The 14,970-nt window shown below is 74.3% G+C and carries 14 protein-coding genes; 4 read left to right on the plus strand and 10 right to left on the minus strand.

Annotated features, from left to right (window positions below; all coding sequences use genetic code 11):
* Positions 1–54 precede the first annotated feature (54 nt).
* From rsmD to AC1DXT_RS19875, 5 genes are read right to left on the minus strand one after another with little or no spacing between them, the layout of a single operon-like run.
* On the minus strand, positions 55–621 hold the full coding sequence (gene rsmD / locus AC1DXT_RS19855) for a 16S rRNA (guanine(966)-N(2))-methyltransferase RsmD (RefSeq protein ID WP_477063008.1): 567 nt from the start codon (positions 619–621) through the stop codon (positions 55–57).
* Positions 618–2,237, minus strand: a complete 1,620-nt coding sequence (locus AC1DXT_RS19860; protein ID WP_477063009.1) for a DUF6297 family protein — start codon at positions 2,235–2,237, stop codon at positions 618–620. Before AC1DXT_RS19860 ends, rsmD begins: the two co-directional genes overlap by 4 nt.
* Complete coding sequence (locus AC1DXT_RS19865) at positions 2,234–2,923, minus strand: ABC transporter ATP-binding protein (protein ID WP_056089865.1); 690 nt, start codon at positions 2,921–2,923, stop codon at positions 2,234–2,236. Before AC1DXT_RS19865 ends, AC1DXT_RS19860 begins: the two co-directional genes overlap by 4 nt.
* Positions 2,924–2,963: 40 nt before the next feature.
* On the minus strand, positions 2,964–5,255 hold the full coding sequence (locus tag AC1DXT_RS19870) for an ATP-dependent DNA helicase RecG (protein WP_477063010.1): 2,292 nt from the start codon (positions 5,253–5,255) through the stop codon (positions 2,964–2,966).
* Positions 5,256–5,257: 2 nt separating this feature from the next.
* On the minus strand, positions 5,258–6,799 hold the full coding sequence (locus AC1DXT_RS19875; protein WP_477063011.1) for a DAK2 domain-containing protein: 1,542 nt from the start codon (positions 6,797–6,799) through the stop codon (positions 5,258–5,260).
* Positions 6,800–7,053: 254 nt separating this feature from the next.
* Between AC1DXT_RS19875 and rpmB the strand changes: the two genes are divergently transcribed.
* On the plus strand, positions 7,054–7,245 hold the full coding sequence (gene rpmB, locus AC1DXT_RS19880) for a 50S ribosomal protein L28 (RefSeq protein WP_028050248.1): 192 nt from the start codon (positions 7,054–7,056) through the stop codon (positions 7,243–7,245).
* An 84-nt stretch (positions 7,246–7,329) separates the two neighbouring features.
* Positions 7,330–7,854: an N-acetyltransferase family protein gene (locus AC1DXT_RS19885; RefSeq protein ID WP_477063012.1), complete on the plus strand. Its 525-nt coding sequence runs from the start codon at positions 7,330–7,332 to the stop codon at positions 7,852–7,854.
* A gap of 8 nt (positions 7,855–7,862) precedes the next feature.
* On the opposite strand, the gene AC1DXT_RS19890 is transcribed toward AC1DXT_RS19885, so the two are convergent.
* Positions 7,863–8,849, minus strand: a complete 987-nt coding sequence (locus AC1DXT_RS19890; protein ID WP_477063013.1) for a thiamine-phosphate kinase — start codon at positions 8,847–8,849, stop codon at positions 7,863–7,865.
* A gap of 47 nt (positions 8,850–8,896) precedes the next feature.
* Between AC1DXT_RS19890 and AC1DXT_RS19895 the strand changes: the two genes are divergently transcribed.
* On the plus strand, positions 8,897–9,376 hold the full coding sequence (locus AC1DXT_RS19895) for a DUF3515 family protein (RefSeq protein ID WP_477063014.1): 480 nt from the start codon (positions 8,897–8,899) through the stop codon (positions 9,374–9,376).
* 4 nt (positions 9,377–9,380) lie between these two features.
* Here the strand turns inward: AC1DXT_RS19895 and AC1DXT_RS19900 are convergent, their stop codons facing one another.
* Positions 9,381–10,460 carry a fatty acid desaturase family protein gene (locus tag AC1DXT_RS19900; RefSeq protein WP_477063015.1) on the minus strand — a complete coding sequence of 360 codons (1,080 nt, stop codon included), beginning with the start codon at positions 10,458–10,460 and terminating at the stop codon, positions 9,381–9,383.
* A 250-nt stretch (positions 10,461–10,710) separates the two neighbouring features.
* The gene (locus AC1DXT_RS19905; protein WP_477063016.1) at positions 10,711–11,880 is read right to left on the minus strand and encodes a D-alanine--D-alanine ligase family protein; all 1,170 of its coding nucleotides are present in this window, start codon (positions 11,878–11,880) and stop codon (positions 10,711–10,713) included.
* A 106-nt stretch (positions 11,881–11,986) separates the two neighbouring features.
* Here AC1DXT_RS19905 and AC1DXT_RS19910 point away from each other — a divergent pair, with 106 nt between their 5' ends.
* Positions 11,987–13,150: a trans-sulfuration enzyme family protein gene (locus tag AC1DXT_RS19910; protein ID WP_477063017.1), complete on the plus strand. Its 1,164-nt coding sequence runs from the start codon at positions 11,987–11,989 to the stop codon at positions 13,148–13,150.
* Here AC1DXT_RS19910 and AC1DXT_RS19915 read toward each other — a convergent pair.
* On the minus strand, positions 13,147–14,199 hold the full coding sequence (locus AC1DXT_RS19915; RefSeq protein WP_477063018.1) for an NAD(P)H-dependent glycerol-3-phosphate dehydrogenase: 1,053 nt from the start codon (positions 14,197–14,199) through the stop codon (positions 13,147–13,149). The two genes, AC1DXT_RS19910 and AC1DXT_RS19915, sit on opposite strands and share 4 nt — an antisense overlap.
* Positions 14,196–14,960, minus strand: coding sequence for a lysophospholipid acyltransferase family protein (locus AC1DXT_RS19920; RefSeq protein ID WP_477063019.1), 765 nt, complete (start codon positions 14,958–14,960; stop codon positions 14,196–14,198). Before AC1DXT_RS19920 ends, AC1DXT_RS19915 begins: the two co-directional genes overlap by 4 nt.
* Positions 14,961–14,970: the final 10 nt, after the last annotated feature.

The raw sequence follows: 14,970 nt of genomic DNA on the forward strand, positions 1-14,970 counted from the left end.
AGGGTAGGCCAGCGACCGCGTCCGGCCACGGGAACGCGGCCGGGGCGCACGGGGTCAGGGCTGAACGCTCTCCGCGAGCTCGGCGAACCACATGACCGTGTCGCCGTACGCGCGGCGGTCGAACCGGAGCAGAGTCGGGGGCCACGCGGGCTCCGGGGTGCGCGACGCCCGCTCGACGACGACGACCCCGTTGCCGGACAGCGCCGCCCCCACCCCGGCCAGCACGCCCCCCAGGTCGGCCTCTGCCAGGTCGTACGGCGGGTCGAGGAGCACCAGGTCCCACGGCGCCGTCGGTGCCCGCAGCGCGAACCGCTCGGCCTTCTCCGTGAGCACCTGCACCGTTCCCGCGAGCCCGAGGGTCGTCACGTTGCGGCGGCACACCTCGGCGGCGTCCCGGGCGGCCTCGACCAGGGTCACGTGCGCGGCGCCGCGGCTGGCGGCCTCGATCCCGAGCGCGCCGGAGCCCGCGTACAGGTCGAGCACGCGCGCTCCGTCGACGACGTCGAGGTGCTCGAGCCGCGAGAAGAGGGCCTCCCGCACGCGCTCGCTCGTGGGTCGAGTCCCCGTGCGCGGGACCTGGAGCACGCGGCCGCCGACCGACCCCGCGACGATCCGGGTCACCGACGCGCTCCCGCCCGCTCCTGCTCCTGGGCGTCCATCAGGGTCTCCATGAGCGACCGCGTGCGGATCGACGAGGCGACCGCCACGGCGATGAGCGACAGGATGATCTGCGCGTAGAGCAGGATCGGGTTCACGGTGCGGAGCAGCACCCCGATCCAGACCGGGAGCAGGCAGAGCACGACGAGGTCCGGGCCGCGCGCGAGGACGGTGGCGACGCCCGTCGGCAGCGCACCCATCGGGGTCGACACGAGGGCACCTCCCCAGTCGGGTGCGGGCCGGTACGAGGCACGGACGGCCGCCGCCGCCCACACCGGGGTCGACGCCAGCCCGAGCGCGATCCAGCCGGGGACGTCGGAGGCCCACCGGCCCACCGCGGCGAACGCGACGACGGACCACAGGGCCATCGCGGCGGCGGGCACGACCATGCGCAGCCGACGGACCGTCTTGGCGTCGATGGGCAGCAGCCGGTCGAGGATGGGCGCCATCTCGGCACGCCGGGCGCCCTCGCCGGTCGCACTCATCGCCACCGAACCCGCGACGAGCAGGGCCAGCAGGACCCCGATCGAGCTGGCGAGCTGCGGGACGGTGCTCACGAGCACGGGGACGAGCGCCGCAACGACGAGCTGCACCAGGTGCCGGGCCGACCGACGCAGAACTACGACATCGGCGGTGATCAGCGCGGACACCGGCCCTCGTGCGGTACGGAGCCGGGAGACCCACCGCCGCACCGGCGCGGCGGCACCGTCCGTCAGCGCGCGACCGAGCTCGCGCGAGTCCATCGACACGACCGCGCCCACCGCCTGGGTGGCCACCGAGCCGCTCTCGCGCAGGCTCCGCGCGGGCATCCGCCCGAGCCGCCTGTCGACCACCACCGCGAGCGCCGTGACGACCGGGACGAGCGCGGCGACCAACCACCACGGAGCCCCCGGCACCTCGTCCACCGACCAGCCGACGCGCGCGAGGACGACCGCCGCGACGGGGGCGAGGAAGAGCAGCACGTCACCGGCCAGCGCGATCGACCGTCGGGAGACGCTCGCGGACTGTCCCACGGCCGCGACCAGCACGATCCCGGCTGCGACCAGGGCCGCGGTCGCCGCGACCCGCACGACGCGCAGTCCGGGGTCCGCGAGCAGGCCGGCGTCCAGGAGTGCGACGAGCACCGCACCGACGAATCCCGCGAGCAGCGGCAGCCGGCGCGCCGCGGGGCGCAGCAGCCCACGGCGGTCGACGGGGAGACCGAGCCACCAGGCCGCCTCCGCTCCCCCGGCACCGACTGGGCCCAGCCGGCCGGCGAGCGACAGGAGCGCCCCCGCGAGGGCCACGATGATGACGACGACGAGCGTGGCCAGGCTCAGCGAGAGCGGCGCCTCCACCTCCGGCGACGGCGGCAGCGACGCGCGCATCGCCTGCGCGAAGCCGAGGGCGATGCCGACGCTGATGGCGATGCTGATCACGGCGTAGTAGACGCTGGACAGCAGGTCGCCGATGTTCGCGCCGCCGCGGGCGTTCGCCGCCTGGGCGGTGAACCGCCGGATGCTCTTCGCGGACGGGACGTCGCCGAGCTCGAACGGCTGGACCGCGGGCTCGTCGTCGTGGGTGCCGACGGCCTCGGTCACGGGTTCTCCCGCGCGATGAGGTCGGCAGCCTGGTCCGTGGGCAGGACGCGGGTCACGTCGTCGGCCACGTGCACGGCGCGGTCGGCGACCGCGCGGAGCAGGTCCGGGTCGTGCGTGGCCAGCAGGACGGCGCCGCCCGACTGCTTCTCCGCGACGATCCGTGCGGCGAGCCGGTCGCGCATCGCCCGGTCGAGCCGCTGCTCGGGCTCGTCGAGGACCAGGAGCGACCGCGGGCGGACGAACCCCGCGGCGAGCAGCAGCCGGCGCCGCTGCCCAGAGGACAGGGCCACGGGCAGCGACTTGGCGTGGTCGGTCAGGCCGAACTCGGCGAGCAGCCCCGCGACGACGTCCTGCGCACCGTGCACCCCGTGCCCGCGGGCGGTCAGGTACAGGTGCTCCGAGACCGTGAGCGCCGGGAAGTACGCGTCGTCGTCGAGGACGCTGGCTACCTTGGTGCGGAACCCGACGTCCCGCTCGTCGACCGGTCCGCCGAACACCTGCAGCGACCCGCCCGACGGCTCGAGCAGACCGATCACGGCGCGCAGCACGGTGGACTTCCCCGAACCGTTGGCGCCGACGAGGGCGACGACCTTGCCGGGCGCCAGCGTGAACGTCACGGGTGCGCACACGGGCGCCCCGCCGTAGCCGACGAGCAGGTCCTGGGCGCGGATGACGGGCTTCGACACGTGCGCCAGGGTATCCGCCGGACGCCCCGGCTCCCGACGCTCAGCTCTGACCCAGGAACTCCTTGCGCCCGTCGGCCAGCTGCAGGTCGATCGCCGCACGCAGCGCGGGCCAGGCCCCGAGCTCGGGATCGGCCTCGACCAGCGCGCGGGCGTCGTCGCGCGCCCGGTCGATCACCGCTCCGTCGCTCACGATCCGCAGGAACCGGAGCGTGCCCCGGCGCCCGGACTGCGCCGAGCCGAGGACGTCCCCCTCCTTGCGCAGCTCGAGGTCCACGCGCGCGAGCTCGAACCCGTCGGTCGTCGCGGCCAGCGCGCCCAGGCGTTGCGCGGCGACGGTGCCCTCGGGGGCGTCGGCGACGAGGAGGCAGAGCCCGGGCGCGCTCCCCCGGCCCACGCGGCCGCGCAGCTGGTGCAGCTGGGAGAGCCCGAAGACGTGTGCGTCGAGGATCACCATCACCGTGGCGGCGGGCACGTCCACGCCGACCTCGATGACCGTCGTGGACACCAGCACCGGCGTGCGGCCGGAGGAGAAGTCGGCGATCGCCCGGTCCTTCTCGTCGCTGGTCATGCGCCCGTGCAGGAGGCCGACCTCGACACCGCCCAGCCGCGGGTCGTTGCGCAGGGTGTCGACGACCTCCAGCACGGCGCGCAGTGGCCGCTTCGGGGCACGTCCTTCGGCGGCCTGGGCCTCGCGGACGGTCGTCGGCTCGTCGAGGATCAGGTCCGCACCGTCGGTCTCCCGCGGCCCGGCGGCGGCGCCGTCGTCGTCCGCGTCGATCCGCGCGCACACGACGAAGGCGCGTCCCCCGCGCTCCACCTCCTCGCGCACCCGGCTCCACGTCCGGTCCATCCACGCTCGGTTGTCCGCGGGCACGACGTGCGTGGTCACCCCGCTGCGCCCGGCGGGGACGTGCCGCAGCTCCGAGATCTCCAGCTCGCCGAACACGGTCATGGCCACCGTGCGCGGGATCGGCGTGGCGGTGGTCACCAGCAGGTGCGGGGCGTTCGCGGCCTTGGCCGTCAGCCGCCCCCGCTGCTCGACGCCGAACTTGTGCTGCTCGTCGATGACGACGAGCCCCAGGTCGGCGAACTGCACGGGGTCCGACAGCAGGGCGTGCGTGCCGACGACGATCCCCGCCTGTCCGCTCGCCGCCTCGAGCAGGTTGCTGCGCCGCTCGGCGGCGTTCTGGGCGCCGGTCAGCAGAGCCACGCGCGTACCGATCTCCGAGCCGCCCAGCAGCCCGCCCTCCGCCAGGTCGCCCAGCAGCGCGCGCAGCGTCCGGACGTGCTGCGCCGCGAGCACCGACGTGGGGGCGAGCAGTGCGGCCTGACCGCCCGCGTCGACCACCTGGAGCATCGCGCGCAGCGCCACGACCGTCTTGCCCGAGCCGACCTCGCCCTGCAGCAGCCGCTGCATCGGGTGCGGGCGGGCGAGGTCCTCGGTGATCTGCTCGCCCGCCGCGACCTGGCCCTCGGTGAGGGTGAACGGCAGACGGGCGTCGAAGGCGTCCAGCAGCCCGCCGGAGCGCGCCAGGCGTGCCGTCGACTCCTCACGCTGCGCGTGCGCCCGCCGACGGGCCAGCTCGGCCTGCAGCACGAAGGCCTCCTCGTAGCGCAGCCGCGCCTGCCCCTTGCGCCAGTCCTCCTCGGTCTGCGGGACGTGGACGGCGCGCAGGGCGCTCCAGCGCGACGCGAGATGCCGTTCGGTGCGCACCTGGTCCGGCACCGGGTCGGGGACGTCCGCCTCCGTGAGCCGGTCGAGCTCCTTGCGCACCGCGGCGCGGATCTTGTCCGACTCCAGCCCCGCGGTCGCCGGGTAGATCGGGATCGGCCACTCGGCCTCCTCGAGGGCGACCGCCTCGTCGACCTCGTGGCCGAAGATCGCATAGGTCGGGTTGGCCAGCTGGAGCCGGCCGTTGAACACGTTGATCTGGCCGGAGAACAGCCCGAGCGATCCGGGCACGAGGCGCTTGAGGTGGAACTCCGCCATCGAGCGGTGCGGCATGAAGATCACCAGGTCGAGCGTGCGGGTGCCGTCGGTGACCTTGGCCTCGACGCGCGGCTTGCCCGTCTTCTGCGCGAGCTTGATCTCGGCGCCCCGCACCTGGGCGACGAGCGACACGTTGTGCCCCACCGCGAGGCTCGCGATGTCGGTGACCTCGCGCGAGTCCGCGTAGCGCCAGGGGTAGTGGGAGAGCAGGTCGCCGACCGTCTCGATGCCGAGCGCGGCGTACTTCTTCTGCTCGGCGGGCTTGCCCTCCACCCGCCTGTGGAGCACGTCCACGTGGGTGTGGACGCTGTCCGGGTAGATGAGCCCGTCGCGGCCGGCCACGGTCAGTCCAGCCCCAGCACGAGCGCGGGACCGTGCCCCGTCGGACCGACCACGGTCGCCTCGACGCCCGGGTGGTGCGCGGCCAGGTGGTCGACGAGTCCGTCCACCAGACCGTCCTCGTGCGCCGCGTGCAGCAGCACGGTCAGGCTCTCCGCGGGCACCGGTCGCGGGGCGCGCACGAGGGCGTCGACGGCGTCGGTCACGGTGCGCGCGGAGGCCACGTCGATCGCGTGCACGTCCAGGCGTGCCAGCGCCGCCCGGGCCGCGGCGCAGCCCTGCGCGGTCGGACCCGCACCCGCGAGCGCCAACGAGCCGACCACCGCGCGGACCTCGTCGGTCGCGTCGAGAGCCTCGATCACGACGTCGGGCGCAGCCAGCGCGGCGACCTCGTCCTGGTCGACGCCCGTCCCCGGCAGCAGCGCCACGTGCGTCGCCCCGGTGTCGGTGACCGCCCGCGCGAGGTGCTGCACCCGGACCGGCGCCTCGGGGCACCGGACCAGGACCACCGCACCGGACGACGCGTACCAGGCGGCCAGGCCGGGGGCGGCCGTGCACGCCACGACGCCCCAACGCTCGAGCCCGTCGGCCCGGCCGGTCAGGGCCGAGCCACCCGCGTGCGCGCCCGCGAGGAGCCGGACGAGGACCTGCTCCCGACGCCCCAGCGCGGCACCGGCGATCGCCGCGGCCGGGTCGTCGGTGTGCACGTGGACGTGCCACCACCCGTCTCCGCCGACGACCGCCACCGAGTCCCCCACGGACCCCATCCGCCGGCGCAGCTCCGCCCCGGTGTCGATCACGGGGTGCTCGTCGCTCACCAGGAGCATGACCTCGAACGCACCACCGGACGGCTCGACGGACGCGAGGTGCGCGGCGGTGGTCGGGAGCCAGTCGAGCGGGACCTGCAGGGGCCGCTCGTCGGAGACCGCCCGGGCGAGCGCGTCGAGCACGACGATCAGCGCGCAGGCACCGGCATCCAGCACCCGCGCCGCCCGCAGGACGGGGTGCACCGCGCTGATCCGACCGAGCGCGCGCAGGGCCTCGGCCACCGCCTCGGCCAGCGTCGTGGGCAGATCGGCACCGGCGTCCGCGGCCGTGGCAGCCGCGCTCGACACGACGTCGGCCAGCGTGAGGACCGTGCCCTCCTGCGGCTCGACGGTCGCCTCCCGGGCGGCGCGTCCGGCCACGGCCAGGCAGCGGGCGACCTCGGGGGCACCTGCCCGCGCGGGCAGGGCACGCGCGAACCCGGTGAGGTACTGGCTGACGATGACGCCGGAGTTCCCGCGTGCGGAGAGCAGGGCACCCCGGCCGAAGGCGCGAGCGAGGTCCTGCGCCGACGCGCCGACCGGGACGAGCCCGACCGCGTCCGCGCCGCCCGCGACGGTCAGCAGCACGTTGGTACCGGTGTCGGAGTCCGCCACCGGGAACACGTTCACGGCGTCGATCCGGTCCCGTGCGGCGTCCAGCGCGGAGCGTGCCGCGTGCGCCCACTCGCGCACCGCCGCTGCCTCGAGCTGGTCCACCGCACCTCCGTCGTCCTGGATCACCTCACCACGCCGTCGACGCCCACGGCTGCCTCGACGGGGCACCACCCTGCCTCATCCCGCCCACATTTGGGCCGACGTGCCCGATGGGCTAGTCTTGACCGGTTGCCCGGCCTTGCTGGGCGCTGGTGGTGCCCGATCGCGGCCCCCGCATCCACTTCCGGAAACGGTACGGAGACGGTGTCGCTCGTGCGCCCCGACCCATGACTTCGCCGCACACGCGGCACATGATCCGCAAAGAGCAACAGGAGAAGACCGTGGCTGCCAACTGCGACGTCTGCGCCAAGGGCCCGAGCTTCGGGCACAGCATCTCGCACTCGCACGTGCGCACGAAGCGGCGCTGGAACCCGAACATCCAGCGCGTGCGTGCCGTCGTCGCGGGGACGCCCAAGCGTCTCAACGTGTGCACGTCGTGCCTCAAGGCCGGCAAGGTGCAGCGCGCCATCTGACGTCACCAGACGTTCTCGAAGGCCCATGAGGTTGTCACCTCATGGGCCTTCGTCATGCCCGACACCTGTGGCAAGGTGACCTCCATGGTCGAGCAGCTGGACGAGGTGACGATCCGGGTCGCCACCGAGGGGGACGCCGCAGACATCGCTCGGGTGCACGTGCGGTCGTGGCAGGAGGCGTACGCGGGCATCGTGCCGGACGCGTACCTCGCCTCCCTGGACGCGGACGCCCGCATCGCGCAGTGGCGCACGTACCTGCGCGAAGGCCCGCGGGAGGAGATCCGCACGTGGGTCGCGCTCTCGGGTGAGCGCATCGTCGGCTTCGTCACCGTCGGGCCCAGCCGCGACGAGGACGCGGGGCGCGGCGACCAGGAGATCTTCTCCATCTACCTCGACCCGGGCACCTGGGGTCACGGCGTCGCCCGCGACCTGATGCGCACGGTGATCGCGGAGGTCGGCAGCGCCACGACGATCACGCTCTGGGTCCTCGCGGACAACGAGCGCGCCCGGCACTTCTACCGCCGGCACGGCTTCCAGGCGGACGGCATCGACCGCTACGACGACATCGGCGGCGAGAGCCTCCTCGAGGTCCGCTACCGCCGCGGCTGACCGGCCGATCAGCCGGCGAAGTGGTCCCACCCGGACCGTGCGGGGGCCGCGACCCCGTCGACGGTGACGGTTCCCGCTCCCGCCGGGACCACCCGGCCGACGACGCGGAACGGCTCAGGCAGCGTGGCGCCGGCGGGGAACGTGGCCAGCAGGCCGTGATCCTCGCCGCCGTCGAGCACCCAGCGCTCGGCAGGCACCCCGACCGCGTCGGCCACCGCCCGCAGACGCTCCAGGTCTCCCGCGAACGCCGCCGTGTCCAGCTCGATCCCGACGCCGCTCGCCCGCGCGAGGCGCCCCGCGTCCCGCAGCATTCCGTCGGACACGTCGAGCATGGCCGTCGCGCCCCCGACCGCGGCGGCAGGGCCGGCTCCCAGGGGCGCCACGGGCCGCAGGTGCGCACCGACGAGGTCGAGGTCCAGATCGCTCCGACCCGCGTGGAGCAGGGCGAGACCGGCCGCCGACCAGCCGGCCACCCCGGCGTGCGCCACCACGTCACCCGGTCGCGCGCCCGAGCGCAGCACGGGTGCGCGGCCACCGAGGTCGCCGTGCGCGGTGACCGCGACCACGACGACGGGTCCGCCGGACAGGTCGCCGCCGACGACCCCCACGCCGAGCGGACCGCACTCGGCCGCCAGCCCGCGCGCGAGGCCCTCGACCCACGACGCCGGCAGGTCGCCCGGGATCACGAGCGCGACCACCAGGCTGGTCGGTCGCGCGCCCATCGCGGCCACGTCCGCCAGGTTCTGCACCGCCGCGCGGCGGCCGACGTCCTCGCCCGACGACCACGCCCGGCGGAAGTGCCGGTCCTCGACCAGCACGTCGGTGGTGACCACGAACCGGCCGTCCGGCGCGGCCACCACGGCGGCGTCGTCCCCCGGGGCCAGCTCGGTGTCGGCGCCGACGGGAAGCAGGGGGAAGATGCGTGCCAGGAGCCCGTCCTCGGACAGGTCCGACACGAGGGGGCCGTCGGAGGGTGCAGGGGTGTCGCCGGTCACCCGGACACGGTAGAGGGTCGGCGCGGCGCACGGGTTACGGTGGGCCGGTGCCCCGGATCCGCCGACGACTGCTCCTGATCGCCCCGGTGGCCGGTGTCGCCGCGCTGGCGGGCTGCGCGAGCGTGGTGCCCGCTGAGGTGGCCCCCGACGCGACCGACCCCGTGTGCGCGAGCGTCGTGCTGGCGATGCCCGACTCGCTCGGCGACGGGCTGCCGCAGCGCGACACCAACGCCCAGGCGACGACCGCCTGGGGCGACACGGCCGCTCCGGTCGTCCTGCGCTGCGGCGTGGAGCCGCTGGCCCCGACCACCGAGCACTGCCAAACCGTGGAGACGCCCGGCGGCCCCAGCATCGACTGGGTCATCGTCGAGGACGACGACGGCGGCTGGACGTTCACCACCTACGGCCGCGTGCCCGCGGTCGAGCTGCACGTGCCGTCCCAGGTCGCCGAGGAGCGCTCGACGGCCTTCGTCGACCAGCTCGGTCCGGCCGTCGCGCTGACGGAGCAGGTCCGCTCCTGCGTCTAGCCGGTCAGCGCCCGTACTGCGCGGCGACCGGGCAGTCGAACGCCGCGCGGTCCGCGAGCCCGACGCGGTTGAGGTACTCGACGATGATCCGGTAGGACCGGAAGAAGCCGACCTCGGTGTACTTCACGCCCAGCTGCTCGCAGTAGTCGCGGACCACGGGCTGCACGTGCTTGAGGTTGGGGCGCGGCATGCTCGGGAACAGGTGGTGCTCGACCTGGTAGTTCAGGCCGCCCATCACGAAGTCGACCGCCGCCCCGCCCTTGATGTTCCGCGACGTGAGGACCTGACGGCGCAGGAAGTCCACCTTGAGACCGGCCGGGATGATGGGCATGCCCTTGTGGTTCGGCGCGAACGAGCCGCCGAGCATCACGCCGAACAGGGCCATCTGCACCCCGATGAACGCGACGGCCTTGCCGGGCGGGAGCAGGACGAACAGGGCGACCGGGTACGCCACCAGTCGGGTGAGGATCATCGACAGCTCGACCCAGCGGTGCGGCACGGGACCCCTGCCCAGCAGCAGGCGCAGGCTCGACACGTGCAGGCTCAGCCCCTCGAGGGTGAGCAGCGGGAAGAAGAACCACCCCTGGTTGCGCCCGAACCAGCCGCGAAAGCCGGTGCGGGTGTCGAGCACGTCCGACGTCCAGACGACGACGCCGGGGGCGATGTCCGGGTCCGTGCCCTGCTGGTTGGGTGAGGCGTGGTGCCGGTTGTGCTTGTTGCGCCACCACGCGGCGCTGAGCCCGCCGAAGGCGCAGGCCCAGATCCGCGCCGTCCAGTCGTTCCACGCCCCTGACGTGAAGACCTGCCGGTGCGCGCTGTCGTGGCCGAGGAAGGCGCCCTGGGTGAGCACGACCGCGAACGCCGCGGCCACCGCGAGCTGCCACCACGAGTTGCCGACGAGCACGACGGCCACCCAGATGCCCGCGAAGGCGGCGGCGGTCGCGGTCATCCGCGTCCAGTAGTACCCGTAACGGCGCTTGAGGAGGCCGGACTCTCGCACGTAGGCGGCCAGCGCGGTGTAGTCCTGGGCGTTCCTTGCCGCTCGGGGCGGCGCGGCGGGCGCCGGCGACGCGGTGGCGCTCATGCGCGGTGGCCGCGGACGGACTCGACGAGCAGGAGTCGCGGTGAGGCGACGTGGGGAGCACCCATGACGGTCACAACCATTCTGCAGGGAGCCGTCACATCGTGTCGGCCAGGCGGAGCACTCCCGATCGGGGGTGCGGTGGGGCGGCGGTGAGACGTCCCGACCGTGACTGCACGACCGGCGATGCCGCCGTCCGCTCCGTCACGATGGCCCGAAGCGTAACCTGCGGCGGCGCGGACGGCCTGGTGGCTCAACGGAGGCCGGTCGGACGCGCCAGGGCGAGCCGCAGGAGCTCGTCGACGAGCTCGGCGTAGCCCACGCCCGACGCCTCCCACATGCGGGGGTACATCGAGAAGGGCGTGAACCCGGGCATCGTGTTGATCTCGTTGACGACGACGTCGCCGTCGGGCGTGACGAACACGTCCACCCGCGCGAGTCCCTCGCAGCCCACGGCCTCGAACGTCCGCACCGCGACGTCCCGGACGGCCTCGACGATCCCCGGGGGCAGGTCGGCGGGGCAGGCGAGCGTGACGCCGGCCTCGTCGAGGTACTTGGCCTCGAAGTCGTAGAAGTCGTGCCTCGGGTCGGTGACGACGATCTCGCCCGGCAACGACGCCCGAGCCCGCTCGCCGTCGTGACCGCCCAGGACCCCGCACTCGATCTCGCGGCCGACGATCGCCGCCTCGACGATGACCTTGGGGTCGTGCTCCTGCGCCGCCACGATGGCGGCGGGCAGGTCTGCCAGGTCCGTGACGCGGGAGATGCCCAGGCTCGACCCCGCGCGGGCAGGCTTGACGAACAGCGGCAGGCCGAGCTCGGCGACCCGCGCCGTCACACCCTCGGGATCACGGTCCAGCTCACCGGGGAGCACCACGCGGAACGGGCCGACCGGTAACCCGTGACCGGCGAGCACCAGCTTCATCATGTGCTTGTCCATGCCGACCGCGGACGCGAGCACGCCGGCGCCGACGTACCGGACGTCCGCCAGCTCGAGCATGCCCTGCAGGGTGCCGTCCTCGCCGAAGGGACCGTGCAGCAACGGGAACACCACGTCGACCTCGCCGAGCACGCGCGGCAGCCGCCCGGCCTCGAGCACCTGCACGTCGCGGTCGTCGACAGCCTGCGGGAGCAGCACGTGCGCGGCGGTGTCCTCGACCTGCGGCAGGCGTCCGTCGACGATCGCCCAGCGGTCGGGGTCGTCGTCCGCGAGCACCCAGCGCCCGGCCGGGGTGATCCCGACGGCGAGCACGTCGTACCGGTCGCGGTCGATGGCGTGCAGCACGCCGCCGGCGGTCGCGCAGCTGATCGCATGCTCGCCGGAGCGCCCGCCGAACAGCACCATCACGCGTGGGCGGCGGCCGGCCCCGGGGGTCGGCGCAGGGGTGTCGTCGTGGCCCGAGGGCTGGGAGGTGGCGTCCATCGCGCCCGACCCTACCTGCCGGACCGCCCCGGACCGGGCTCCTTCCGCGTGCGCGGCAGCATCCGTGGGACAACCCCCGGACACGGTCGGCGGGTAACCTGCGGCGGTGACCTCGCCGAACCACCCGCACGCCGCCGACGCTCTCTCCCCCGCGACGCTCGTCGTCGCGGCCGGCCGGCCGGAGCGCACGCAGGGCGCCCCCGTGAACCCACCCATGATCCTCTCGTCCACCTTCGTCTCGCAGGGTGTCCCCGGCGCCGGGGAGCCGCTGTACGGCCGCATGGACGCCGCGACGTGGCACCCGTTCGAGGAGACGCTCGGCACGCTCGAGGGCTCAGCGCACCCCGCCCTGGTCTTCGGGTCGGGCATGGCCGCCATCGCCGCGGCGCTCTCCCTCGTTCCCCCCGGCGGCCGGCTCGTCCTCCCACGGCACGCGTACCAGGTGACGCTCGGCTACGCGCAGGACCTGCGCGAGCGGCTCGGCATCGACGTGACCCTGGTCGACGTCGCCGACACCGATGCCGTCGTGTCCGCACTGAGCGAGCCCCGGACGGCCTCGATGCTCTGGGTCGAGACGCCGACCAACCCGATGCTCGAGGTCGCGGACCTGCCGGCTCTGGTCGAGGCCGCGCACGCGGTCGGCGCGCTCGTCGGGGTCGACAACACGTTCGCCACTCCCCTGGTGCAGCGGCCGTTCGAGCACGGCGCAGACGTCGTCGTGCACTCCGTGACCAAGTACCTCGCCGGGCACACGGACGTCGTGCTCGGGGCGGCCCTCGCGGACGACGACGGCCTGCACGCCCGGCTGCACGCGTACCGGACGCTGCACGGCTCGATCGCCGGTCCGTTCGAGGTCTGGCTCGCACTGCGCGGGGTGCGGACCCTGGCGCTGCGGGTGGAGCGCGCCCAGGCCAACGCCGCGGAGCTGGCCCGACGGCTCAGCTTCCACCCCGGCGTCGCGGAGGTGCGGCACCCGAGCCTGCCCGCCGACCCCGGTCACGAGCGCGCCGCGCGGCTGATGGACGGCTTCGGGGCGATCATCGGCCTCCGCCCGCACGGTGGGCCTGACGCGGCGGACGCGCTCGTCGCGGCGCTGCGGCTCTGGGTGCCCGCCACGAGCCTGGGCGGTGTGGAGTCGACGCTCGAACGCCGCCGGCGGTTCGCCACCGAGTCGCGCACCGTCCCCGAGGACCTGCTGCGGATGTCGGTCGGCATCGAGGACGTCGAGGACCTCTGGCGGGACCTCGCGCAGGCCCTCGACTCTCTCTAGGCCCCTTCGGCCTTGTGCGGCCGCGCCAGCAGGAGCGCGGCCAGCTGGTCGACCGGCAGACCCTCGTGCAGCACCCGCACGACGGCGGACGTGATCGGCATCTCGACCCCGAGCGTCGTCGCGAGCTCGAGGACCGAGCGGCTCGACTTCACGCCCTCCGCGGTGCCGCCCGTGGCGGAGATCGCCTCCTCGAGCGTCATGCCGCGGCCGATGTGACCGCCGAGGGTGTGGTTGCGAGAGTCGGGCGAGGCGCACGTGGCCATGAGGTCGCCGAGGCCTGCCAGGCCCGGGAACGTGTCGGCGTCGGCGCCGAGGGCGAGCCCGAGCCGGGTGATCTCGACGAGTCCCCGCGTGATGACCGTGGCCATGGTGTTGTAGCCGAGGCCGCGGCCCTGCGAGATCCCGACCGCGAGCGCGATGACGTTCTTGACCGCCCCGCACAGCTCCACGCCGACGACGTCGTCGTTGGTGTAGGGGCGGAAGTAGGCCGAGGCGCACGCCCGGGCGACCAGCTGCGCGGTCGCCTCGCTGGTCGACGCCACGACGGTCGCGGTCGGCTGGCGGTGGGCGATCTCGAGCGCGAGGTTGGGTCCGGAGACGACCGCGACGCGGTCCGCGGGTATCCCCAGCGACTCGGCGACGACCTCGCTCATGCGCCGGTCGGTGGAGAGCTCGACGCCCTTCATGAGCGAGACCGCCACGGCGTGCCCGGCCACGGCGTCGGCCAGCGGCGTGAGCGTCGCGCGCGCGCTCTGCGACGGGATCGCGACCGCGACGACGTCGGCGCCCGCGAGGACCGCCCGCGCGTCGTGCGAGGCCGTGACGCGCGCAGGGAGCTCGACCCCGGGCAGGTAGGCCTCGTTGCGGTGCTCGTCGGCGATCTGCCGGCAGACCTTCTCGTCGCGGCCCCAGACGGTCACCTCGCAGCCGGCGTCGGCCATGACGGCCGCGAAGGTCGTGCCCCACGCCCCGGCGCCCAGCACCGCTGCGCGCAGGCGCGGCGAACCGGGGACGTCGGGACGGTCCTGCGTCACCTGGTCGGCCGTCACGGCAGCTCGGGGTGGGTCGCGTGGTCGCCGCCGACCCTCTTCTCGCCCTGAGCCATGGGCTTGCGCATGTCGTAGCGGATCGCGGGGGGCTCCTCGCCACGGATGTCGGCGAGCAGCGCGGTGATCGCGGTCATCACGCGCTCCGTCGCCTCGCGCAGCGTCGCGGTGTCGTGCGGGCGTCCGTACAGGTCGGAGAGGTCGACCGGCGGGCCGGCGACCACCGTGACCAGCTTGCGCGGGAACGGCTTGAGCAGCTTCTTGTAGCGGCCGAGCAGCAGCTGCGGTCCCCACTGGGCGACCGGGATGACCGGCGCCTGCGTGCTCAGGGCCAGCCGGGCGATCCCCGTCTTGCCGACCATCGGCCACAGGTCGGGGTCGCGCGTCAGGGTCCCCTCGGGGAAGACCGCGACCACGTCACCGTCCCGGATCGCCGTGATGGCCGCCGTGAGCGACTCTCCCGCCGACGAGGAGTTGCGGTAGACCGGGATCTGCCCGGTCGCCCGCAGGATGCCCGCGAGCACCGGGATCTTGAACAGGGGCGCCTTGGCCAGGATTTTCGGGGCCACGCCGTTGTCCCACAGGAAGTGCGCGAACGTCAGCGGGTCGATGTTCGTCATGTGGTTCGACGCGACGATGAAGCCACGCTCGCGCGGGAAGTTCTCGGTCCCGCGCCAGTCGTGGCGGGTCATCGCGCGCAGGAGGGGCCGCACCACATGGGCGACGTTGCGGTAGGCGCGGTTGGATCTGGCCGGCGGTTGCACGGGAGCCGAT

The sequence above is a fragment of the Cellulomonas sp. P1_G12_2 genome (genome assembly GCF_056405535.1).